Source organism: Bacillus sp. FSL W8-0183 (assembly GCF_038006825.1).
In the GTDB taxonomy this organism is placed as follows: Bacteria; Bacillota; Bacilli; order Bacillales; family Bacillaceae; genus Bacillus; species Bacillus altitudinis.
Window position 1 is genome coordinate 2427446 of record NZ_JBBOVY010000001.1, and the last position, 20646, is coordinate 2448091.

General features: G+C 42.0%; 25 protein-coding genes. All 25 read right to left on the reverse strand.

The genetic code is table 11. The features are described from left to right. Positions 1-57: 57 nt before the first annotated feature. Complete coding sequence (gene recN, locus NSQ64_RS12870; protein WP_341016839.1) at positions 58-1791, reverse strand: DNA repair protein RecN; 1734 nt, start codon at positions 1789-1791, stop codon at positions 58-60. 34 nt (positions 1792-1825) lie between these two features. Continuing rightward, positions 1826-2275, reverse strand: coding sequence for a transcriptional regulator AhrC/ArgR (gene ahrC, locus NSQ64_RS12875; RefSeq protein WP_007501163.1), 450 nt, complete (start codon positions 2273-2275; stop codon positions 1826-1828). 161 nt (positions 2276-2436) lie between these two features. Beyond that, entirely contained in the window at positions 2437-3291 is an 855-nt protein-coding gene (locus NSQ64_RS12880) for a TlyA family RNA methyltransferase (protein WP_341016845.1), read from the reverse strand. Then, complete coding sequence (gene dxs / locus NSQ64_RS12885) at positions 3288-5189, reverse strand: 1-deoxy-D-xylulose-5-phosphate synthase (protein ID WP_341016848.1); 1902 nt, start codon at positions 5187-5189, stop codon at positions 3288-3290. The genes NSQ64_RS12880 and dxs overlap by 4 nt, the downstream gene beginning before the upstream one ends. A 151-nt stretch (positions 5190-5340) precedes the next feature. Then, positions 5341-6237 (reverse strand): polyprenyl synthetase family protein, encoded by an 897-nt coding sequence (locus NSQ64_RS12890; protein WP_412676380.1) that lies wholly within the window; start codon positions 6235-6237, stop codon positions 5341-5343. After that, positions 6221-6481 (reverse strand): exodeoxyribonuclease VII small subunit, encoded by a 261-nt coding sequence (locus NSQ64_RS12895; protein WP_003215880.1) that lies wholly within the window; start codon positions 6479-6481, stop codon positions 6221-6223. Before NSQ64_RS12895 ends, NSQ64_RS12890 begins: the two co-directional genes overlap by 17 nt. Next, positions 6465-7823 (reverse strand): exodeoxyribonuclease VII large subunit, encoded by a 1359-nt coding sequence (xseA, locus tag NSQ64_RS12900; protein WP_024718864.1) that lies wholly within the window; start codon positions 7821-7823, stop codon positions 6465-6467. Before xseA ends, NSQ64_RS12895 begins: the two co-directional genes overlap by 17 nt. Positions 7824-7893: 70 nt before the next feature. Next, the gene (gene folD, locus NSQ64_RS12905) at positions 7894-8745 is read right to left on the reverse strand and encodes a bifunctional methylenetetrahydrofolate dehydrogenase/methenyltetrahydrofolate cyclohydrolase FolD (protein ID WP_007501171.1); all 852 of its coding nucleotides are present in this window, start codon (positions 8743-8745) and stop codon (positions 7894-7896) included. 11 nt (positions 8746-8756) lie between these two features. After that, positions 8757-9152 (reverse strand): transcription antitermination factor NusB, encoded by a 396-nt coding sequence (gene nusB / locus NSQ64_RS12910; RefSeq protein ID WP_012010530.1) that lies wholly within the window; start codon positions 9150-9152, stop codon positions 8757-8759. A gap of 209 nt (positions 9153-9361) precedes the next feature. Next, entirely contained in the window at positions 9362-9769 is a 408-nt protein-coding gene (locus tag NSQ64_RS12915; protein WP_017357965.1) for an Asp23/Gls24 family envelope stress response protein, read from the reverse strand. A gap of 25 nt (positions 9770-9794) precedes the next feature. After that, complete coding sequence (gene accC / locus NSQ64_RS12920; protein WP_024718863.1) at positions 9795-11144, reverse strand: acetyl-CoA carboxylase biotin carboxylase subunit; 1350 nt, start codon at positions 11142-11144, stop codon at positions 9795-9797. Positions 11145-11155: 11 nt separating this feature from the next. Continuing rightward, positions 11156-11638, reverse strand: coding sequence for an acetyl-CoA carboxylase biotin carboxyl carrier protein (gene accB / locus NSQ64_RS12925; protein WP_041506969.1), 483 nt, complete (start codon positions 11636-11638; stop codon positions 11156-11158). Positions 11639-11831: 193 nt separating this feature from the next. Further along, entirely contained in the window at positions 11832-12464 is a 633-nt protein-coding gene (locus NSQ64_RS12930; protein ID WP_024718861.1) for a SpoIIIAH-like family protein, read from the reverse strand. Then, positions 12464-13099, reverse strand: coding sequence for a stage III sporulation protein AG (gene spoIIIAG / locus NSQ64_RS12935; RefSeq protein ID WP_370529232.1), 636 nt, complete (start codon positions 13097-13099; stop codon positions 12464-12466). The genes NSQ64_RS12930 and spoIIIAG overlap by 1 nt, the downstream gene beginning before the upstream one ends. A 28-nt stretch (positions 13100-13127) precedes the next feature. After that, positions 13128-13760 carry a stage III sporulation protein AF gene (spoIIIAF, locus tag NSQ64_RS12940; protein WP_160757531.1) on the reverse strand — a complete coding sequence of 211 codons (633 nt, stop codon included), beginning with the start codon at positions 13758-13760 and terminating at the stop codon, positions 13128-13130. A gap of 14 nt (positions 13761-13774) precedes the next feature. Then, positions 13775-14968, reverse strand: a complete 1194-nt coding sequence (gene spoIIIAE, locus NSQ64_RS12945; RefSeq protein ID WP_017357967.1) for a stage III sporulation protein AE — start codon at positions 14966-14968, stop codon at positions 13775-13777. A 19-nt stretch (positions 14969-14987) separates the two neighbouring features. Then, positions 14988-15401: a stage III sporulation protein AD gene (gene spoIIIAD / locus NSQ64_RS12950; RefSeq protein ID WP_087978339.1), complete on the reverse strand. Its 414-nt coding sequence runs from the start codon at positions 15399-15401 to the stop codon at positions 14988-14990. Next, complete coding sequence (gene spoIIIAC, locus NSQ64_RS12955) at positions 15398-15604, reverse strand: stage III sporulation protein AC (protein ID WP_003153142.1); 207 nt, start codon at positions 15602-15604, stop codon at positions 15398-15400. The genes spoIIIAD and spoIIIAC overlap by 4 nt, the downstream gene beginning before the upstream one ends. 19 nt (positions 15605-15623) lie before the next feature. Beyond that, positions 15624-16139, reverse strand: coding sequence for a stage III sporulation protein SpoIIIAB (gene spoIIIAB / locus NSQ64_RS12960; RefSeq protein WP_327878430.1), 516 nt, complete (start codon positions 16137-16139; stop codon positions 15624-15626). Then, positions 16133-17056, reverse strand: coding sequence for a stage III sporulation protein AA (gene spoIIIAA, locus NSQ64_RS12965; protein ID WP_024718857.1), 924 nt, complete (start codon positions 17054-17056; stop codon positions 16133-16135). Before spoIIIAA ends, spoIIIAB begins: the two co-directional genes overlap by 7 nt. Positions 17057-17122: 66 nt before the next feature. Beyond that, positions 17123-17404: a YqhV family protein gene (locus NSQ64_RS12970; RefSeq protein ID WP_017367580.1), complete on the reverse strand. Its 282-nt coding sequence runs from the start codon at positions 17402-17404 to the stop codon at positions 17123-17125. Positions 17405-17779: 375 nt separating this feature from the next. Further along, complete coding sequence (gene efp, locus NSQ64_RS12975; protein WP_007501192.1) at positions 17780-18337, reverse strand: elongation factor P; 558 nt, start codon at positions 18335-18337, stop codon at positions 17780-17782. Positions 18338-18362: 25 nt separating this feature from the next. Then, the gene (locus NSQ64_RS12980; RefSeq protein ID WP_007501193.1) at positions 18363-19424 is read right to left on the reverse strand and encodes a M24 family metallopeptidase; all 1062 of its coding nucleotides are present in this window, start codon (positions 19422-19424) and stop codon (positions 18363-18365) included. Beyond that, positions 19421-19864, reverse strand: a complete 444-nt coding sequence (gene aroQ / locus NSQ64_RS12985) for a type II 3-dehydroquinate dehydratase (RefSeq protein ID WP_007501195.1) — start codon at positions 19862-19864, stop codon at positions 19421-19423. Before aroQ ends, NSQ64_RS12980 begins: the two co-directional genes overlap by 4 nt. A gap of 109 nt (positions 19865-19973) precedes the next feature. After that, positions 19974-20501: a YqhR family membrane protein gene (locus NSQ64_RS12990; RefSeq protein ID WP_017367582.1), complete on the reverse strand. Its 528-nt coding sequence runs from the start codon at positions 20499-20501 to the stop codon at positions 19974-19976. Positions 20502-20646: the final 145 nt, after the last annotated feature.

Here is a 20646-nt window from a genome sequence, read left to right on the forward strand (position 1 = left end):
TTCATGCGTATATACGGCGAATATGAGACAATATAAAAAAGGCAGCTGTTGTTTCAGCTACCCTGTCGTTTTGACATCATTTGCTTGGTGCAGTAATTCTTTTGCATGCTGTTTTGTGAGCTCAGTGACTTCTACACCAGCAATCATTCGGCCAATTTCACTCACTTTTTCATCATCACTAAGTGGTTTGACGTTCGTCATTGTTCTACCAGCTTTAGCGCGTTTAGAAATAAAAAGATGTGTATCAGCCATTGCTGCGACTTGCGGCAGATGGGTAATACAGAGTACTTGTGAGCATGCTGCCACTTTATAAATTTTTTCAGCAATGGCCTGTGCGACTCTGCCGCTAACGCCCGTATCCACTTCATCAAATATAATGGACGTCACTTCTTGTTTCGCTGAGAAAATACTTTTCACTGCCAGCATGACACGTGAAATTTCTCCTCCAGATGCTACTTTTGACAAAGATTTCATCGGTTCACCCGGATTTGTAGAAATGACAAATTGCGCTTGATCTATGCCATTTTTCCCGAGCTGTACGGGTTTTCCATCTAAAAGCGGGCAGTCCGTACTGCCAAAAGGTGCATATCGAATCGTAAAAGCGGTATCAAAAGAAGACTTCTCCATATATAAATCCTTCAATTCAGCTTGAATGTGCTTCGCCAGTTTTTTCGCCCATTTTTTACGGAGCTCTGACACGTTAAGCGCTTCAAGCAATGCATCCCGGCTTATCGCATCAAGTTTGTTTTTAAGTGTCTGCAAATGGCTGTCTCGATTTTGGATTTGGTCTATCTCCTCTTCAATCTTAGCCGCATATTCTAAAATTTCCTCAATGGTTGTGCCGTACTTTCGCTTCAGCTGCTTCATCTCATTTAGCCTAGACTCAATAAAATCAAGACGGGCTGGGTCAAATTCTAATTGATCAAGCATGCTGCGCATTTGAAAAGTAGAATCTTCTAATAAATAATAGGAGTTTGACACTTGCTCAGAGAGCTTTTTCAGATCGTCGTTGATCTCAGAAACTTGCTCAAGCTCGCTTGAAGCCATTCCAACCCAATCAAGTCCTCCCTGCTCATTACGCAGAGCATTATATGCGTTTTGAAGCGAGGAAAAGATTTTTTCAAAATTGCTGATTTGATGACGTTCCTCTTGAAGCTTCTCATCTTCCCCAGGCTCTAATTGTGCCGCTTCAATCTCTTCCAGCTGAAATTGCAATAAGTCTAACCGGTGAACCATTTCTTGTTCATTTTCAGACAGCTGTTTGAGTTTTTGCGCCGTCTTCATATATTGATCATACGCTTCTTGATACTGCGAGAGAGCAGGTGCAATTTCTTCTGCTCCAAATTGATCAAGCAAATGCAAATGATTTTCATCCTCCATTAACAGCTGATTATCGTGCTGTCCATGTATATCAAGCAAAAGCCGGCCAACTTCTCTTAAAAGCGAGATGGTGACAAGCTTACCATTAATGCGGCAAATGCTTTTCCCGCTTTGATTGATATCACGGCGAAGAATCATCATTTCATCAGATGCATCAATTCCTTGCTCCTCGCAAAGGGCAAATACAGGATGATCTGCTGGTACAAGAAAAAGACCTTCCAGCTCTGCTTTTTTTTCGCCATAACGGACAAATTCGGATGATCCTCTTCCCCCTACGAGAAGTGAGACAGCGTCAATCATGATTGATTTTCCGGCACCTGTTTCCCCTGTTAGAACTGTGAGTCCTTTTTCAAACGAAACCGTTAACTCCTCAATGATTGCAAAGTTTTTAATGGTTAGTTCTGCTAACACTCATTTGACACCTCTTTTTGTAAACCTGATCTCTTTATAGAAGCTCTAAAATTTTGGACGAAACGGTATCCGTATCGTCTGGCGTGCGGCAAATGATTAAGATGGTATCATCCCCACAAATGGTTCCCATAATTTCTTCCCAATCTAAATTATCCATTAAAGCACCGATGGCTTGAGCGTTCCCAGGCATTGTTTTTAGAACGATTAAATGACTGGCAGCATCCATTTTAATAAATGCGTCCATTAAGGAACGCTTTAATTTCGATAGCGGGTTAAACCGCTGATCTGCAGGAAGGCTGTATTTATATGTTCCATTATTTGTTGGCACTTTGACTAAATGCAGTTCTTTGATATCTCTTGATACGGTCGCCTGTGTGATGTTATATCCATCCGCTTTCAAAATATCGACTAATTCGTCTTGTGTTTCGATTTCTTGGCTTGCGATAATTTCTCTAATCTTAATATGTCTTTGACCTTTGTTCATTTTGACCCCCCTAGGCGTTAGAATCTCAGTTTGTCTTTACGTTCTATGTTATATGATGCACACTTCAAAAAACAAGCATTACGTGAGAAACGGTCAATTCTGATCTTTTGACCATGTAAAAAGGAATAATAGCGAGCTATTATTCCTTTTGTTTCAATAATTCATGTGTCAGCCGGCTCAGGACTGTTTTTCTTTTCTTTCAATACGGCATGGGCTTCTTTGACGACTTTTTCAAGTTCAGATACTGGAAGTGCCGTATTCTCTTCTTGATCGGGATGCAGGACCAAATGGAGGAGAAATTCGATATTTCCATCTCCGCCTGTAATCGGTGAAAACGAAACATCCTTTACATCATAGCCTTCTTTTGCAGCAAATTGATTCATTTCTTCTAGCACACCAAGGTGTACAGAAGGTTCTCGCACAATGCCTTTTTTTCCAACAAGCTCTCTGCCCGCTTCAAACTGCGGCTTCACTAGCGCAATACAGTCGCCGTCTGGGATAAGAATATGCTTTAATGCGGGAAGAATGAGTTTGAGCGAGATAAATGATACATCAATAGATGCAACCTCTGGTAATCCTTCGGTGAAATCTGCCGGAACAGAATGGCGGAAGTTGGTGCGTTCCATGACGATCACCCGATCATCCTGTCGTAATTTCCACGCAAGCTGATTGTAACCAACATCCACAGCATAGGATTTGACTGCTCCATTTTGGAGTGCGCAATCTGTAAATCCCCCTGTTGATGAGCCGATATCAATTAAAAGCTTTCCTTCAACGGTTAAATCAAATTCCTGAAGTGCCTTTTCGAGCTTTAGCCCACCTCGGCTGACATATTTCAGCGGATTCCCCTTCACAGTCAGCGGGGTATCACGAGCGATTTTTTCTCCTGGCTTATCCAAACGGTTTTCATTTGAGTAAACGATCCCTGCCATAATGGCACGTTTTGCTTTCTCTCTCGTTTCCATTAGTCCTTGTTCGACTAATAAAACGTCAAGTCGTTCTTTCTTTGATGTCATGATCCAATTCCTTTTCTTGGTGCTGCGGGAAGCAGGTCACGTAACGTTTCAGCAACCTGTATTTTCGTCAGTCCAATTTCCTCAAGTAGCGCATCGACACTTCCATGCTCAATAAATTCATCTGGAATGCCCATACGTTCTACTTTTATATGAGACGCTTTTTTGTCGTGAATATATTCTAATACGCTGCTGCCAAATCCACCCTGAAGCACCGCTTCTTCTATTGTTAAAATTGGCAAACCTTCAGACAGTATCTCATTTAACATGCCTTCATCAAGAGGCTTAATGAAACGTGCATTGACAACACGGATTGATTTCCCTTCTTTTTGCAGTTCTTCTGCTGCCTGCAGCGCCATTTTAATGGTTGTACCGAATGTTAAAATGACAGCATCTTTCCCGGGACGAAGAACTTCCCAAGAACCAATTGGGATGGTTTTCAGCTGTTCATCCATTTTGACGCCTAGTCCATTTCCACGCGGGAAGCGCATGGCGATTGGACCATCATCATATTGAATGGCTGTGTTGACCATATGCTGTCCTTCATTTTCATCCTTTGGCATCATGAGAACCATATTCGGCATATGACGCATGAAAGCAATGTCAAACACACCTTGATGTGTTTCTCCATCTGCACCGACAAGACCTGCACGGTCAATTCCAATGAACACATTGAGATTTTGACGGCAAATATCATGCAGCACTTGATCATAGGCTCTTTGAAGGAACGTTGAATAAATCGCTAAAAATGGCTTCATGTCCTGTGTAGCAAGTCCAGCTGCCATTGTTGCAGCGTGCTGCTCTGCAATTCCAACATCAAACATTCGCTCAGGGAATTCTTTTGCAAATCCTTCAAGCTTTGAGCCAACGGGCATTGCAGGTGTAATTGCGACAATCCGCTCATCTTCCCGTGCCAGCTTTCTGACGGTTTCACTGACGAGACCACTCCATGACGGTGCAGCTGCTGTCGGTTTTACAAAGTCACCTGTGTCGATTTTGTATGGTCCTGTTCCGTGCCATGTGCCGATCTTATCAGATTCGGCCGGCTTATAGCCTTTTCCTTTTTTCGTGATGACATGAAGGAGAACCGGGCCTTTTGTTTTCTTTGCGTATTCAAGATTCTCAAACAAATCTTCATAGGAATGTCCGTCTACTGGTCCTAAGTAAGTAAAGCCCATTTCCTCAAAGAACATACCAGAGACAAGCAAATATTTCAGACTGTCCTTGATACGTTCTGCTGTTGCAGCAAGCTTCCCGCCTACTGCTGGGATACGCTTGAATAAGTATTCAAGCTCGTCCTTTACCCATTGGTATTTACCAGCTGTACGTAGTCTGCCAAGCATTGTATGGATCGCACCAACGTTTGGCGCAATACTCATTTCATTGTCGTTTAAGATCACAATCATGTCTTTTTTTTCATCCCCGATATGGTTCAGTGCTTCTAACGCCATACCGCCGGTTAGTGCACCATCGCCGATAATCGGGAGAATGTATTCATCTGTTCCTTTAATGTCACGCGCTGCTGCCATTCCCATTGCACCAGATAATGAGGTTGAACTGTGTCCAGTCTCCCAAACATCATGTTCACTTTCATTTCGTTTAGGGAAACCGCAGAGCCCTTTATATTGACGAAGTGTATCAAACTCGGCGCCTCTTCCAGTTAACAGCTTGTGAACGTAAGACTGATGTCCAACATCCCAAAGAAATTTGTCTTTCGGGCTGTCAAATACTTTGTGAAGTGCAACAGTAAGTTCAACGACACCAAGGTTTGGACCAATGTGCCCACCAGAGTTCGCTAACGACTCAATTAAAAACGTGCGAATGTCCGCACTCAGCTCCTCTAATTCTGCATTTGACATTCCTTTTAGAAACGTTGGATTTTTTATTGATAAAAGATCCAATCAGGATCAACTCGCTTTCAACAAAATTTCTATCTACATATATAATGCCTTATTCCTATGAAAACCAATTCAGGAATAAGAGTTGTCTCATCATGATAAACTGTTTACAGTTTACCACAATTGCTCGAGGACCCTCAAATTTAGGCTGTTTTTAGTGATCTCGTGAGGCAATCAGATCGCATAAATCATGCAGCAAGTTTTGCTCCAACTCAAGATTTGAGACAATTTCTTTCGCACGAGTGATATGTTCATCCAGCTTTTCTTTTGCTCCTGAAAGCGTTAATAAAGAAGGATATGTCGACTTTTCATTTGCTGTATCGGAGCCGATCCGCTTTCCTATTTTCTCTTCGCTGCCTTCAAGATCTAAAATATCATCACGGATTTGAAAAGCAATGCCAATATGATAGCTGAATTCTCTCAGCTTTTCGATCTCATCATCAGATGCACCTGCCAGTATCGCACCAGCAACCACACTAAAGGTGAGTAGCTTTCCTGTTTTGCGGGCATGAATCGATTCTAATTCAGAAAGAGGGATTTGTTTCTGTTCTGCTTCCATATCATCAAATTGTCCGCCAACCATTCCGAGTGCACCTGCTGATGTAACAAGTTCATCGATGATTCGAAGCTTTTGATCGGCAGGTACATCGTCAGATAATTGCGATGTAATCAGACGGAAGCTTTCAGTGAGCAGCGCATCACCTGCAAGAACGGCTGTTGCCTCGCCGTATACTTTATGGTTGGTCGGCTTTCCTCGGCGCAGATCATCATCATCCATACAAGGAAGATCATCGTGTATCAAGGAATACGTATGAATCATTTCCACTGCACAACCTACTGGTATACCGTCTTCTTCCTTTTTCCCATACGCATTTAAAAGAGCAAGAACAAGCACAGGACGCAGTCTTTTTCCGCCAGCTTTCAGAGAATAAAGCATAGAAGATTTCAGGTCTTCTGGAATAGACAATTCCTGCACATATGTAAATAAATAGTCTTCAATTGCTTGTTTTCGTGTTGTTAAAAATTCGTTTAAGTTACTTGTCACCAGCATCTGCCTCCTTCACAGAAAAAGGAGCCAGTTCACCGTCCTCTTTTAAAATGAAATCCATTTGCTTTTCAACATGCTGTAATTTTTCATGGCAAAGTTTTGAGAGCGTCATACCCTCTTGGAAATAGTGGATAGCTTGTTCTAGCGGTACATCGCCTTCTTCGAGCTTTCCCACAATCTCTTCAAGTCCTTTCATGGCCTCTTCAAATGTCATTTGTTCTTCTTTTTGTTTATTTGATTCTGTCATGATGATTGCCCTCCTTCTCAATAACCTCACAAATCAGACGTCCATCCTTCATTGTAATCGTCAGTTGATCCTTCGTTTCTACTTGATTCACACTTTTAATGAGCTCATCTTCTTTATAAGCTAAACTATAGCCTCTTTCCATGACTTGAAGCGGATTTAATGCATTTAGTTTACCAAGAACCGATTGGAACTGCGAATGAATTGTTTTCATTTGCACATTCATGCTCCGAACGAGCTGTTCTGTTTCATTGGCGTGACGTTTTTTCGCCTGAAGCAGCTGCTCTTTTGGATGAAGCGGCTTCAGTCTATATGTTTGGCGGTCAAGTTGACTGCGTTTTTGTTCCATTTGTCTTGTCAGCTGTTTTTGAAAACGATCAAATACCATATCGAATTGCTGCTCTTTTTGCTCTTGTAATCGTTTTGGAAATCGGAAAGCATAAGAGGATTGAAGTGCCACAAGACGGTCTTTTGCTTGTGACGTTCGATTTTTTACTGCTCTTGTTAACCGAATGTCGATTGATTTGATTCGTTCAATTAAATCAGCGGTGCTTGGAACAGCTAGTTCTGCTGCTCCTGTTGGTGTGGGTGCTCTCATGTCTGCAGTGAAATCACTAATGGTAAAGTCTGTTTCGTGCCCAACTGCAGAAATGATTGGAATGTCTGATGCGAAGATCGCTCTTGCGACTGCTTCTTCATTAAAGGCCCAAAGTTCTTCAATCGATCCTCCGCCTCTCCCGACAATCAAGACATCACAAAGCTGTTTTTCATTGGCTTCTTTAATCCGTTCCACAATCGAACGCGGAGCATTTTCTCCTTGGACTAATGCCGGAAGCACAATGATCTTGGCCTGCTGATAGCGCCGATTGATCGTGGTAATGACATCTCGAACAGCTGCTCCTGTTGGGGATGTAATGACACCAACAACCTCTGGATATTCAGGAATTGTTTTTTTATAGCGCTCATCAAATAAGCCTTCACTTGCTAGTTTCTTCTTCAGCTCTTCATAGGCAAGATGAAGAGCACCAACACCATCAGGCTGCATTTCTTTTGCATATAATTGATAGCTTCCGCTCGGTTCGTAGACTTGAATTCCGCCACGTACGAACACTTTCATTCCGCTCTTTGGTGAAAAAGGCAGCTTGGACGCGGAGCGCTGGAACATGACAGCTTGCATACGTGCATTTTCGTCCTTTAAGGTGAAATAAACATGACCTCTTGAATGAATCTTCACATTTGATAACTCACCTTTGATCCAAATATCTTCTAAATGAGGGTCAACATCAAATTTTCTTTTTATGTATTTTGTAAGGGCTGTGACCGTCACAAAGGCTTTTTCACTCATGACGTATTCCTCCTCTTCAAAAACGCACATTCATCCACCGGCAGCACGCAGGTGGATGAATGGATCAAGCTTATGATAATGTACGTTTTGCTGATTTAACCGTATTGTGTGCAAGCATCGTAATTGTCATTGGACCCACTCCTCCAGGGACTGGTGTGATGTAAGAAGCTTTTTCTTTTGCTGCTTCAAAGTCAACGTCCCCTACAAGTTTCCCTGTTTCTAGACGATTGACTCCTACATCGATGACAATAGCGCCTTCTTTAATTTGGTCAGCTTTAATAAAGTTTGCTCGACCGACGGCAACAACTAAAATGTCCGCTTTTAACGTATGTTCTGAAATGTTCGCCGTTCTTGAATGACAGTAGGTGACGGTTGCATTTTCGTTTAGTAGCAATTGTCCAACTGGTTTGCCGACGATATTGCTTCGTCCTACAACGACCACTTCTTTGCCAGAGAGATCCACACCTGTTTTGTTCAATAATTCAACAATACCTGCTGGTGTGCAAGGGAGGAATGTGTCTTCCCCAAGTAGCATTTTCCCGATATTCAGCGGATGAAAACCATCTACGTCTTTCTCTGGTGAAATTCGTTCAATGACGGCTTTTTCAGAAATATGTTTTGGCAGTGGAAGCTGAACAAGAATTCCGTGGAATTGATCATTCGCATTGTACTGATCAATCATCTTTAGCAATTCCTCTTCTGTTAAAGAAGCATCTAAATGATCAAGCTGGAAATGCATGCCCATGGCTTCTGCTGCTTTTTTCTTCCCGCGTACGTAAGAAAGTGAAGCCGGATCATCACCGATTAGAATAACGGCAAGACCAGGTGTGACTCCTTTTTGTTTTAGCTCTTCTACTTCTTTTGCTAATTGTTCACGCTTTTCTTTTGCTGTTTCTTTTCCATCGATGATTGTTGCTGTCATGTCGAATCCTCCTATTGCTGCTTTAGGTCGTTTTTAATGTTTGAAAGTACACCATTTACAAATTTCGGCGCCTTATCGTCACCGAACAATTTAGCCAGTTCAATGGCTTCATTCATTGAAACACTCACCGGGATATCTTCTTGATATACCATTTCGTACACAGACAGCCTTAAAATGGCTCTGTCTACGTTCGCAATACGATCAAGTTTCCAATTCACAAGATGCTGTGAAATCATGTCATCGAGCTTGTCCTTTTGTTCGAGCACACCGAAAACCAGTTCCTCGAAAAAAGGATCTGATTCTTGTTCATCCAGCGCATGTGTAATGGCCTCTTTCGGATCAATATTGCTGACATCAATTTGAAATAATGTTTGTAGCGCCTTTTCTCTTGCAGTTCTTCTTTTCATTATTTACTCCTTTAACCACTTTATCCGCTTGTCGTTAAGCCATACAGAGATCATAACATATTTTGACCGTAGTCGCACCAAGATCCATGCGAGCTGTGACGAAAAACGAATCACTCCATGCGTGACGTAATCATCATGCGGAATTTTCCCAAAAATGGGCTTTAAAAAACCAAAGAGGCAATGCCTCCTTGGTTTCACTTCAACCCTTTTTACATTTCTTGATCAACTTCAGCTTCAGCTGTTTTTGTATCAAATTGAATGCCAACGACATGAATGTTGATTTCATTAATCGTTAAGGCCGTCATGTTTAAAAGGGTTTGACGGATATTTTCTTGAACAGCAGTGGATACCTTTGGAATGGATAGGCCAAATTCAACCACACAATACACATCAATTGTGATGCCTTCATCAGAGACATCTACTTTCACACCTTTACGGTGATTTTTCTTCCCAAAGCGTTCTGCCACATCAGCAGCGAAGTTGCCGCGCATTTCCGCAATTCCTTCGACCTCTGATGCAGCGATCCCAGCAATGACTTCAATCACTTCTGGCGCAATTTGCACTTTTCCCAATTGATCTTCATCAAGGTTCATTTCAAGCAAATTGTTTTCTGACACGATCATTCACCTCCGAAAGCTGTTATTATTTCATAATTTGATACGTTTCTAAAAACTTCGTATTAAAATTACCGCTCACAAATGTTTCGTGCTCTAGTAATCTGAGGTGGAATGGAATCGTTGTGTAGACTCCTTCAATGACGAATTCTTGAAGCGCACGTTTCATTCTTGCAATTGCTTCTTCTCTCGTTTTACCATATGTGATCACTTTCGCAATCATACTATCGTAATATGGCGGAATCACATAACCAGGGTAAGCGGCAGAATCAATACGTACTCCTAAACCGCCTGGCGGAAGGTACATTTTAATTTCACCAGCAGAAGGCATGAAATTTTTCTCAGGGTTCTCTGCGTTAATACGACATTCAATCGCCCAGCCTTCGTATACGACATCCTCTTGCGTAAGGGAAAGCTTTTCACCTGAAGCTACTTTGATCTGTTCTTTGATCAAATCAACACCAGTGACCATTTCCGTTACAGGATGCTCTACTTGGATACGTGTATTCATTTCCATGAAGTAAAACTTCTCTTCATTATAATCGTAAATGAATTCAACCGTTCCGGCACCTGTGTATTCAACAGCTTCGGCTGCTTTTACGGCAGCTTCACCCATTTGCTCACGAATATCTGCATTTAGTGCAGGTGATGGCGTTTCTTCCAGAAGCTTTTGCATTCTTCTTTGGATAGAACAATCACGTTCACCTAAGTGAATGGTATTCCCATGCTGATCAGCAAGGACTTGAATTTCAACGTGTCTAAAGTCTTCAATGAATTTCTCCAAATAGACACCTGGGTTCCCGAAGTTTTGTGCTGCTTCCTGCTGCGTGATGGTGACACCGTTAATGAGCTCTTCTTCTGTGCGAGCCACACGGATACCTTTACCACCGCCGCCTGCAGTTGCTTTAATAATGACAGGATACCCAATACTAGCTGCTGTTGAAACAGCATCATCAAGATCTTTTACAATTCCTTGAGAACCAGGGACAATTGGAACTCCAGCTTGCTTCATTGTTTCTCTTGCCACATCTTTCGTTCCCATTTTGGAAATTGCTGACGCAGTTGGTCCAACAAAGATGACATTACATTCCTCGCAAAGCTCTGCAAAGTCTGCATTTTCAGCAAGGAAACCATATCCTGGATGGATGGCATCTGTACCTGTTAGTTTTGCCACACTGACAATATTTGTCACATTTAAATAACTATCTTTTGAAGCAGTCGGTCCGATGCAATATGCTTCATCAGCCATTTGAACATGCAGCGCATCACGATCCGCTTCAGAAAATACCGCAACTGTTTCAATTCCAAGCTCTTTACAAGCACGGATGATTCTAACTGCGATTTCTCCTCTGTTTGCAATTAATAGCTTTTTAATCATGATCGTACTCCTTACTCTGCTTTCACTAGAAAGAGGGGTTGTCCGAATTCTACAAGCTGACCGTTTTCAGCTAATACTTCGACGATTTCGCCTTTTACTTCTGCTTCGATTTCATTAAACAGTTTCATCGCTTCAACGATACATACAACTGAGTTTTCCTTCACTTTAGAACCTGTTGTCACATATGGATCTGCTTCTGGTGAAGAAGAAGCGTAAAATGTGCCAACCATTGGGGATGTGATTTTATGCAGGTTTTCAGACGCAGTTTCCTCTTGTGCAGGGGCTTCGGTCTGAGCTGGAGCTTGTGCTTTAGGAGCTTGTTGAGCTGGAGCTGCTTGGACAGGAGCCACTGGTGCTTGTGCCGCAACTTGCTGAACGACTTCTTTATTTTTCTTTAACTTGATTTTTGCGCCTTCATTTTCGTACGTAAATTCATCAATTGTTGATTCGTCAATTAATTTAATCAGTTCATGAATCTCTTCAATTTTTAACATGGATTTGCACCCCTATGTATGGATTTATCTTTTTTTATAGGCTAGTACTAAAAGTACATACTATAACCATCTTACAGGAGGATTTCGTTGAATTCAACTATTAATGTGATGAGACACCTCGCGCAAGCACCTGAAAAAGGGCGTCAACCCGCATGAAAAAACGCCCTTTTCAGAAAAGGGCGCTTGTGCATTTTTATTGATTCGATGGCTCAAAAGTGACGGCTACGTTATCAAGCCCTCTCATTTCTTTTGTGACCAAATCAATAATATCTGCTGCTTGGGACTTTGATTTTTTATCAGAACGAACCGTGATGTTCACTTTATCTCCTTCTGCACTGACGAGCGCATCTTTATACCCTTTTGTTTTGATTAATGTCTCCAGCTGACGCTCTGTTCCTTCGGCCTCACTAAGCGCTGTCATTTGATCATAAGCTTCACTTTTTTCTTGCGCTGTTGCATCATCGCTAGACACGATTTCGTTATACTCTTCACGCTGCTTGCTGCGCTTATCTTCCAGTTCAAGTCTGTAGGTTGTGAAAAGTTCATCGTCGGTCTGCTCTGAAACAGCCTTTCCTTCTTCTCCACTTGTTTCAACATCTTCTTGTTTCGCATTGGTTTCTTTGTCAGTTGATTTCTCTTCTGCATTCTTTTCGGTTCCTTTATCAGTCCCTTTTTCTGGCTCAGCCTTTTTCTCTTCCATTCCTTTTGATTTTGTATCTTCTACTGTCACAGCATTCTCACCTTGTGGGGACATGATATAGTACACACTTAATACGACAACTAAACTTAGCATCGTTAATAGCCAAACCGTTTGTTTTTTTAACATCATTCCGAATCCTCCTTGATTTTTTTAGGGGCAACAGCCACTCTATGGCTCGGTACATCAAGCACTCGTGTAACCGCTTCAATGATGGTTTTCTTTATTTGAACGTTGTCTACTCCTTGAGCAACAACGAGGACACCTCGAATGTCTGGCTTTTTCGTTTGGACAACAACAGGTGTTTCTTCATTGCCATTTTTAATAATGACAACCTCTTCTTCTTTTGTTTGATCCGTGACACTTCGCACGCCGCCTTCTTTGTCTGTTTCCTCGGTCGTAGTGCTTTTATTGGATTTGTTTTTTTCAAACACTTTTAAAGAAGTTGCGTCTACATTTACCACGATGGATACATCCTCAACACCAATGATCGTTTCTAAAATCTCTTTCAGCTGATTTTCGTATTCTTGTTCAACATCCTCTATCGAGTTGTTTGACTTACCTGAAGAGGATGGTTTGAACACCGCCTGCTCTTCTGAGGATGTTTTTTTAGACGCAGGAACAGCGGCCTCTTGTTTGCTTGATGGCGGTGACAAAATTTGACTGACTAACATGAATGACACGCCGATGATGAAGACAAGCAGTAAGTAATGGTGCTTCGTTAATTTTGGTTTCCCTTCACCTTTTTCAGGTGCTTGGAACATTGATTTCAGTTTTTGTCTCCAGTCCTTGTTATTCATGATCTGCTGCGTCACCTCCCTCAATGTTGAGCGCAATGTGTTCAGGCCGTGTATTCCAAACATCTGCAAGCGTCTCTTTCACCCTCGCCATCTCTTTTGCTGACGTCTCGGCGCTTTCCTCCTTTTGCCTGGAGAGATCAATGTCGACCTTTGCCACCGTTTCTACAGCATCACCTGTGAGCGGGACAAGGACTGCTTTGATGCGAAATTGATTTGCCTCCATATTCTGATCAAGGTGCTCCTCATCTGCCAACACTTCTACGTGTTTCATTTCATAGCTCTCCTTCTCCAGTGGCTCCTTTGCGCTTTTTTCTAGTTGGACAGCCATTTGCTTTAAAATATATGCACGCTGTGAAGCTTGTATTTCTTTTTTTTCTAAATTCATCTGATTTTTTATTTCTTCTGATTGCGCTTGGTCCTTCCCTTTCATGATTTCTGAGAAAATTTGGTCCGGATCTGCCCGGAATAACGCAAAGATCGGATTGAGCATCACGACAATTAACAATAAGCTGACGACCATTTTTGCATACTTCTGCATGCTTGAATTGGGAAGCAAAAGATCAATCACAATCGCAAATAAAATAAATAGGATAATACTTGTGATCCATTCTGTGAGAAAACTCAAATGGTGTCCCCTCCTTACTTCATCATCATGGTGAGGTTGCCAGCTGTGATGATAACGGTAATGCTTAAAAAGAACATAAGCGATACAACAGCTAATGCAGCAAATATATAAAGAACACTTTTCGAAATGACATCAAGGCAGCTAATAATCGGCCCGCCCCCTAAAGGCTGAAGAATCGCAGCGGCCAGTTTATAAATGAGAGCGAGCGACAGCACTTTAATCGCTGGGAAAGCCGCAATTGAAATCAAAATGGCGACGCCTACAAGGCCAACCGTATTTTTCAGCAGCACAGAGGCGCTGATAACGGTATCTGTCGCATCAGTAAACATTCTGCCAAGGACAGGGATGAAATTTCCGGTAATAAACTTGGCTGTGCGAAGAGCGATTCCATCAGTGATAGCAGCAGATGCCCCCTGTACAGAAATGACGCCGAGGAATACAGTTAAAAAAACAGCGAGCCCGCCAATGGCGACATTTCTTAACAGCTGGGCAAGCTGGGTCACTTTGTATTGTTCGGTCAATGTACTGACTATGCTCAAGATCGCTGATAAAAAGATGAGCGGAAGAACGACATATTGAATAAAAACACCGCTCGTGTTCATTAAAAACAAAATCACAGGATGAAAGAATCCGGCTGAGACAAGCCCGCCTGATGAGGCAATAAGTGCTAATAAAAGAGGAATAAGAGCAAGAATAAAACTAGTCATCGTTTGAATGGCTTCTGTTGCATAAGAGATCGCAACATGAAAACTGTTTAATGCAATAATGATAAGCACCATATAAACAAGAGCGTATGCAACTTTACTAACAGTGCTTTGCTCAAACGCATTTTGCAAAAGCTGCAAAAGCGAACAAAAGATGGTGAGTAATATAAGTGTGCCTAAGAGCTTTCCATTGGCAATCAGCTCATGAAACAGATAATGAACAAAAGCCTTCAGCCACGTTTGGGGAGACAGCTCTTTATCGCCATCGATCATTTCCTTCACTGTACCTTTTTGGCTTTCAGGCAGAAAGCCGCCATACTCGTCCAATATCGTTTCCCAAAAGTCACTGATAGAATGAAGCTCCAAGGCATCAGCCTGTCCACCCGCAACTTCTTCTGCGACCGGTTCTTCACTTGATAAAGGCACACTTTCTTCTGCACCTGCATACGGAACGATCATCCAAAAGAACATCATAAACCCCAGCACAGCTGTCACCCGTTTCATCATCATCACCTCTTTTCCATCAAGTCATGGACGGGATCATACCTAGGATCGTCTCAATGATGACCGTTAAAATCGGTACCGCCATGACCAAAATAAGAATCTTGCCGCCAAGCTCTATTTTTGAAGCGATGGCGCCTTGTCCAGCATCCTTTGTGAGCTGGGCACCAAATTCTGCAATATAGGCAATGCCAATGATTTTCAAAATGGTTTCCACGTATTTCATATTGACGCCTGCACTTGCTGCAATTTTTTCAATCATGGAGATAATGGCATAGATTTGATCGATTAAATAAAGGAAAATGACACACCCAGTAAACACAACAAGCATAAAGGCGAAGGTTGGCTTTTGTTCTTTGACGATTAATGCTAGAAAAGTAGCGATTAAACCAAGTCCAACAATTTGAATAATTTCGATTTGTAAGCCCTCCCCTATCCTTGAAATAGAAATACGGCTTTAATCTTCTTAAACAAATCATCCACAATGGTAGCAACCATAAATAAAATGTAGATAAATCCAAGCAGTGTCACCCACTGTGCGTACTCTTTTTTCCCCATTTGATCTAAAATCGTATGAAGAAAAGCCACGACGATACCCACTCCCGCAATTTGGAAAATGACGTTTACATCAACGCCCATGCTCTCGACTCCCTTCCTCTCACATCAATAACAGAATCAGTAGTAACCCACTTAGAAAACCAAGACTTCTCACCATTTTTTCATTTTTCGCTTGGGCAACTTCAGCTTCTTTTTCCTCTGATTCCAAATGACCTAAAGCTAGCTTGATATATTTTTGCTGAGCCGTCACATCATGCTGACCAAGGGTTTCTCCAAAGTGCTTCAGCGCCTCATATTCGCCTTTTTTTAATACGGTTTTTTTCCATACATCCTCTAGACTTTCATTCCATGCATGCCTCGCAGAAAAGGTTCCGACGTTGAGTTTTTCTGCAAATTGTTCAAATAGCCGATTCACAGGCGGTCCTACTTGGGACGCAATTTGGTCAGCAGCTCTAGCTAAAGGTGTTTGACCATATATAATTTCAGCTTCAAGAGATTGGAGTGCAAACCGGAGCTGGCGGATTTGCTTTGGCCGATCACTGTACCGCTTCGCAAACTCGAATCCCCCCCATGTCGTAGCCGCAACAATGAAAATAGCACCAATAAGCTTTAACATACGTCCACTCCCCGCCTCCGCTTCAGCTCTTGTCCCTCTTGGTCAAATATCCGTCCGATCGTGCCAGGCCCTTTTTCTCTATTTAATTCCACATATCGATCAAACACACGAAGCTGCCATAACGGTTCAAATGATGGCCGTTTAGATAAGTCTTCAAGAGAATACCCATGAGCTGAGACGATAATGGTGACTCCAGCATGGATTGCTTCTAACAGTGCCTGTACATCTTCACTTTTTCCGATTTCATCGACAATGATGACTTCTGGGCTCATGGATCTGATCATCATCATTAACCCTTCAGCCTTTGGGCACGCATCAAGTACATCAATCCGGTGCCCAAAAGAATGCTGCGGCACTCCTCTTATACAACCTGCGATTTCAGAGCGTTCATCTACAATCCCTGTTTTTCTAGGAGAAATGGCTGTTGTTCCTGTACTGACAAGACGGGCTAGATCACGCAGCAATGTCGTTTTCCCGGTTTGCGGCGGACCTATAATCAGTGTGTTACACCAATGTTTTTCATATAAATAAGGGAGAAACGGCAGAGCAATTCCGATCTTCTCTTTTGCGATACGAATATTAAATGAAGAAATATCTCTTAAGCCTTTGACGAATCCATTTTCGACGATGACCTTTCCAGCAAGCCCAACCCGATGTCCGCCAGATATGGTGATATAGCCCTGTTTTAACTCTTCCTCCAGTGTGTACATACTGTAATTACTGAGCCTGCCTAATAGCTGAGCCGCATCTTCACCTGTTGTATAATAGGAAAGAAAGCGGGGTTTTCCTCCTTGCATCAGCTCAATTGGGCGATCGGTGCGAATGCGGATTTCTTCTATTTGCGCCCACTCTGCTTCTTTTAACATGCTGAGTTCTTGTCCAATTGAGTGCGGGAGAATATCCAACAAACTCCGCAACGAATTCCCCTCCTTTTTTTCTTCTCTAAAATGTATGATGCATGCCGTTAATTATGCCAAGCCATTTCACTTATAAATTCCAACAAGAATAAATACGACACCAATGAAAATAAACACAAGCTTCGCATAGGATAACTGCCCTGCAATTTGGTAGATTCCAATCGTCATCGTAATAATAAAAATGAGCGGCCCGATGATCGCTAATATACTATTGATGACAACCGCTTTACGCACATCATTTGTCACTAAAATGAGGATGGCGGCCGTCAGTTCAATCGCGGCAGATAAAAACCTCATCCCTGCCATGGCAGCGACTGATGGGTGTATACCCGGGAGAAATTGTTTCATATAGAACCTCCAGCTTTTTTTACACTATATGCTTCACTAGCTAGAAGTAGTCTTGTTTTTCAAAAGGAAGAGAGATGGATGAGAGAATAGAGTAAGGGGTGTCATAACGAGGCGTCCTATTTTTCAAATAAAAAAAGACTGTAAACACGAAGTTTACAGTCTCAGATAGTTGACAAAGGGATAAAATGAACTTGATTTTATCCCTTTGTCTTCTTTTCAGCGTGATAGAAAACCTTTGCAGTCTAGGAAGAACGAGTACTGGCGCGGAGCGAATTTGACATTCGTGAGCACCAGCACGCAGGACTGACAAAGAATGCGAGGGTTTGCCTACACGCTGAGACTGTAAACACGAGGTTTACAGTCTCTCTCCGTTCATTACGCTCTTGAAACGTATGAACCGTCAGATGTATTGATCACTAGTTTATCACCTTGGTTCACAAAGAAAGGAACGTTCACGATTAAACCAGTTTCTGTTTTTGCAGGTTTTGATCCACCTGATGTCGTATCACCTTTAATACCAGGCTCTGTTTCTACTACTTCTAGTTCTACAGTGTTTGGAAGTTCTACTCCAAGTGTTTCATCACCGTACATGACGATTTGAACAGACATATTTTCAAGCAAATATTTCAGCTCATCTTTGATTTGCGCTTCGCTTAGTTCAAGTTGTTCGTATGAGCTTGTATCCATGAATACATGCTGATCGCCATTTGCATATAAATACTGCATTGTTTTTGTTTCAATTTGAGCTTTCGCTACTTTTTCACCTGCACGGAATGTTTTCTCTTGAATCGCACCTGTACGCAGGTTACGCAGTTTCGAACGGACAAACGCTGCGCCTTTTCCTGGTTTTACGTGTTGGAAATCCACTACACGCCAAATACCGCCGTCCACTTCAATTGTCAGGCCTGTACGAAAATCGTTTACTGAAATCATTTTGTCATCCTCCTACATTTCACCATCATAATATGATAAGTTCTTTCGGTGAGTGGGTCAATCGTTTATTGCCGTCAGCTGTCAGGACGATATCATCCTCAATTCTCACGCCGCCGACATCCGGCAAGTAAATGCCTGGTTCAACTGTCACAACCATTCCCTCTTCTAACACGACATCTGAGCGTGAGGAAAGGCCAGGTGCTTCATGTACTTCCATACCAAGCCCATGTCCAGTCGAATGCCCGAAGTATTGACCGTAGCCATACTTTTCAATGATGTCTCGTGTGATGCGATCAGCTTCTTTTCCTGTTAAGCCTGGCTTGATTTTATCCACACCAGCGTTTTCTGCTTCTAATACGATATGATAAATTTCCTTTAATTTGTCGCTTGGTGTTCCTACAGCAATGGTTCTTGTCATGTCTGAACAATAGCCTTTATAATAGGCACCGAAATCCAGTGTCACCAAGTCGCCAGATTCAATCACCTTTTCGCTCGCTCTCCCGTGTGGCAGGCTTGAACGAACGCCAGAGGCAACAATCATATCGAATGAAGATCCTTCTGCCCCTTCTTTTCTCATGAAAAATTCAAGCTCGTTCATGACCGCAATTTCTGTCAGGCCCGGCTTGATGTACGTGAGAATATGATCAAAGGCATGATCTGCAATCTTCGCAGCTTCCTCTAATATCTTAATCTCTTCATTAGACTTAATCAAGCGCAACTTTTCAACTGATTCCGAGACTGGAACAAGCTCGATACCGCTTGCTTTCCCCGAGTACTGCTGGTAGGTGGCAAATGTCATATGGTTTTGTTCAAAACCAAGACGTTTCACCCCAAATTCGTTTGCCGTTTGGACAGCAGTTTCCACAATGTTTCCTTTATGTTCAATGATGTCATAGCCCTTTACTTGATCCTTGGCTTGCTCCGTGTAACGGAAATCCGTAATAAAGGCGGCTCGATCCTTTGAAACGATGGCAAGACCGGCTGATCCAGTAAAACTCGTCATATAATGCAAATTAAAGCTGCTTGTAATCACTAAACCATCTATGTCTAATTCGGCTAAAAGTTTTCTTAGTTTTTCAAGTTTCATGATACTGCTCCCCCTTCACTGACTAAATAACGAATCGCCAATTTATATCCTTCTAAACCAAGTCCAACGATTTGACCTTGGCATACTGGAGCAAGAACCGAATGATGGCGGAATTCCTCTCTCTTATGAACATTTGTGATATGTACTTCGATGACAGGTAACGTAATACTTGCAATGGCATCTCTCAGTGCATAGCTATAGTGGGTAAAAGCACCCGGGTTAAACACGACGCCATCGTACTGATCTTCTGCTTCATGAAGCGCATCAACCAAATCTCCTTCGTGATTCGATTGAAAGAACGTCAATTGAATATTTGCTCTTTCTGCAAACTGAAACAAATCCGTTTCTAAATCTGTTAATGTTTTACTTCCATAAACTCCTGGCTCTCTCTTGCCGAGCCTATTTAAGTTGGGCCCATTCAGCACTAGAAAATGAGGCATATGACCACTCCTTCACCCTAATTCACTCTATATCGATGTCTGTTTCTTTTTCCTTAGAAACCTTTCGTTTCCAAAAATAATTTTATCATATGAAAGGTGGATTTACACTTTATTCTGTCTTTTTCCCGAGTGCCCTTGCAAGCTTCTGACTCGTTAATTCATTGTATTCAAATGAAATACTGTATCCGACAAACATGCCATATAAAATATATAGGCAAAATGTCGTCACAATGGTGCTTTGCTGCAAATCTTGCACTTGCTTCACATCGGGGAATATAGGATTAAATACATAAAAAACAAGCAGCCACAAAATCCCTCCATAAATCAGTCCCATCCAAAAACCTTTGATCCGTTTGAGCAGTCCATAATAAATAAAGGCTGCTCCAATAGATAAAATCCCTAAAAGTACAATACTCATAAATGTACCAAGTCCGCCTTTTTTCCATTCACCAAGCACAAATGGCTGCAACAGCATATTTGGACTCACCTCTGAAAAATGAAACATATGGGTCAGAAATCCGATAAAGCCCCAAAAAACTCCGCCGACAAAACCTGTGGCTGCTGCCCTTGCCACCATTGAAGACGTTTGTACTGATTGATTTTTTTCTTCTTGGTTTTTCTTTTCATCACGTTTCATATGAACACCTCCAGCAAGTAGTATGTCCAAAATGTCATGAAAAAAAAGGATTTCCGTGCGAGAGTGTAAAATTTTTATAACAGGGTATACTGGCTAAAAAGAGGTAGATAGAATTCTAGTAGATAATCGACCTGTGAGCTAGTGA

Excerpts from the sequence above, each read along its gene's own strand:
- ahrC (WP_007501163.1), bottom strand. The coding sequence starts at position 2,275 with ATGAACAAAGGTCAAAGACATATTAAGATTAGAGAAATTATCGCAAGC.
- NSQ64_RS12880 (WP_341016845.1), bottom strand. The coding sequence starts at position 3,291 with ATGACATCAAAGAAAGAACGACTTGACGTTTTATTAGTCGAACAAGGA.
- NSQ64_RS12890 (WP_412676380.1), bottom strand. The coding sequence starts at position 6,237 with ATGCTGGTGACAAGTAACTTAAACGAATTTTTAACAACACGAAAACAA.
- NSQ64_RS12895 (WP_003215880.1), bottom strand. The coding sequence starts at position 6,481 with ATGACAGAATCAAATAAACAAAAAGAAGAACAAATGACATTTGAAGAG.
- xseA (WP_024718864.1), bottom strand. The coding sequence starts at position 7,823 with ATGAGTGAAAAAGCCTTTGTGACGGTCACAGCCCTTACAAAATACATA.
- folD (WP_007501171.1), bottom strand. The coding sequence starts at position 8,745 with ATGACAGCAACAATCATCGATGGAAAAGAAACAGCAAAAGAAAAGCGT.
- nusB (WP_012010530.1), bottom strand. The coding sequence starts at position 9,152 with ATGAAAAGAAGAACTGCAAGAGAAAAGGCGCTACAAACATTATTTCAA.
- accC (WP_024718863.1), bottom strand. The coding sequence starts at position 11,144 with ATGATTAAAAAGCTATTAATTGCAAACAGAGGAGAAATCGCAGTTAGA.
- accB (WP_041506969.1), bottom strand. The coding sequence starts at position 11,638 with ATGTTAAAAATTGAAGAGATTCATGAACTGATTAAATTAATTGACGAA.
- NSQ64_RS12930 (WP_024718861.1), bottom strand. The coding sequence starts at position 12,464 with ATGTTAAAAAAACAAACGGTTTGGCTATTAACGATGCTAAGTTTAGTT.
- spoIIIAG (WP_370529232.1), bottom strand. The coding sequence starts at position 13,099 with ATGTTCCAAGCACCTGAAAAAGGTGAAGGGAAACCAAAATTAACGAAG.
- spoIIIAE (WP_017357967.1), bottom strand. The coding sequence starts at position 14,968 with ATGAAACGGGTGACAGCTGTGCTGGGGTTTATGATGTTCTTTTGGATG.
- spoIIIAC (WP_003153142.1), bottom strand. The coding sequence starts at position 15,604 with ATGGGCGTTGATGTAAACGTCATTTTCCAAATTGCGGGAGTGGGTATC.
- spoIIIAB (WP_327878430.1), bottom strand. The coding sequence starts at position 16,139 with ATGTTAAAGCTTATTGGTGCTATTTTCATTGTTGCGGCTACGACATGG.
- NSQ64_RS12970 (WP_017367580.1), bottom strand. The coding sequence starts at position 17,404 with ATGAAACAATTTCTCCCGGGTATACACCCATCAGTCGCTGCCATGGCA.
- efp (WP_007501192.1), bottom strand. The coding sequence starts at position 18,337 with ATGATTTCAGTAAACGATTTTCGTACAGGCCTGACAATTGAAGTGGAC.
- NSQ64_RS12980 (WP_007501193.1), bottom strand. The coding sequence starts at position 19,424 with ATGAAACTTGAAAAACTAAGAAAACTTTTAGCCGAATTAGACATAGAT.
- aroQ (WP_007501195.1), bottom strand. The coding sequence starts at position 19,864 with ATGCCTCATTTTCTAGTGCTGAATGGGCCCAACTTAAATAGGCTCGGC.
- NSQ64_RS12990 (WP_017367582.1), bottom strand. The coding sequence starts at position 20,501 with ATGAAACGTGATGAAAAGAAAAACCAAGAAGAAAAAAATCAATCAGTA.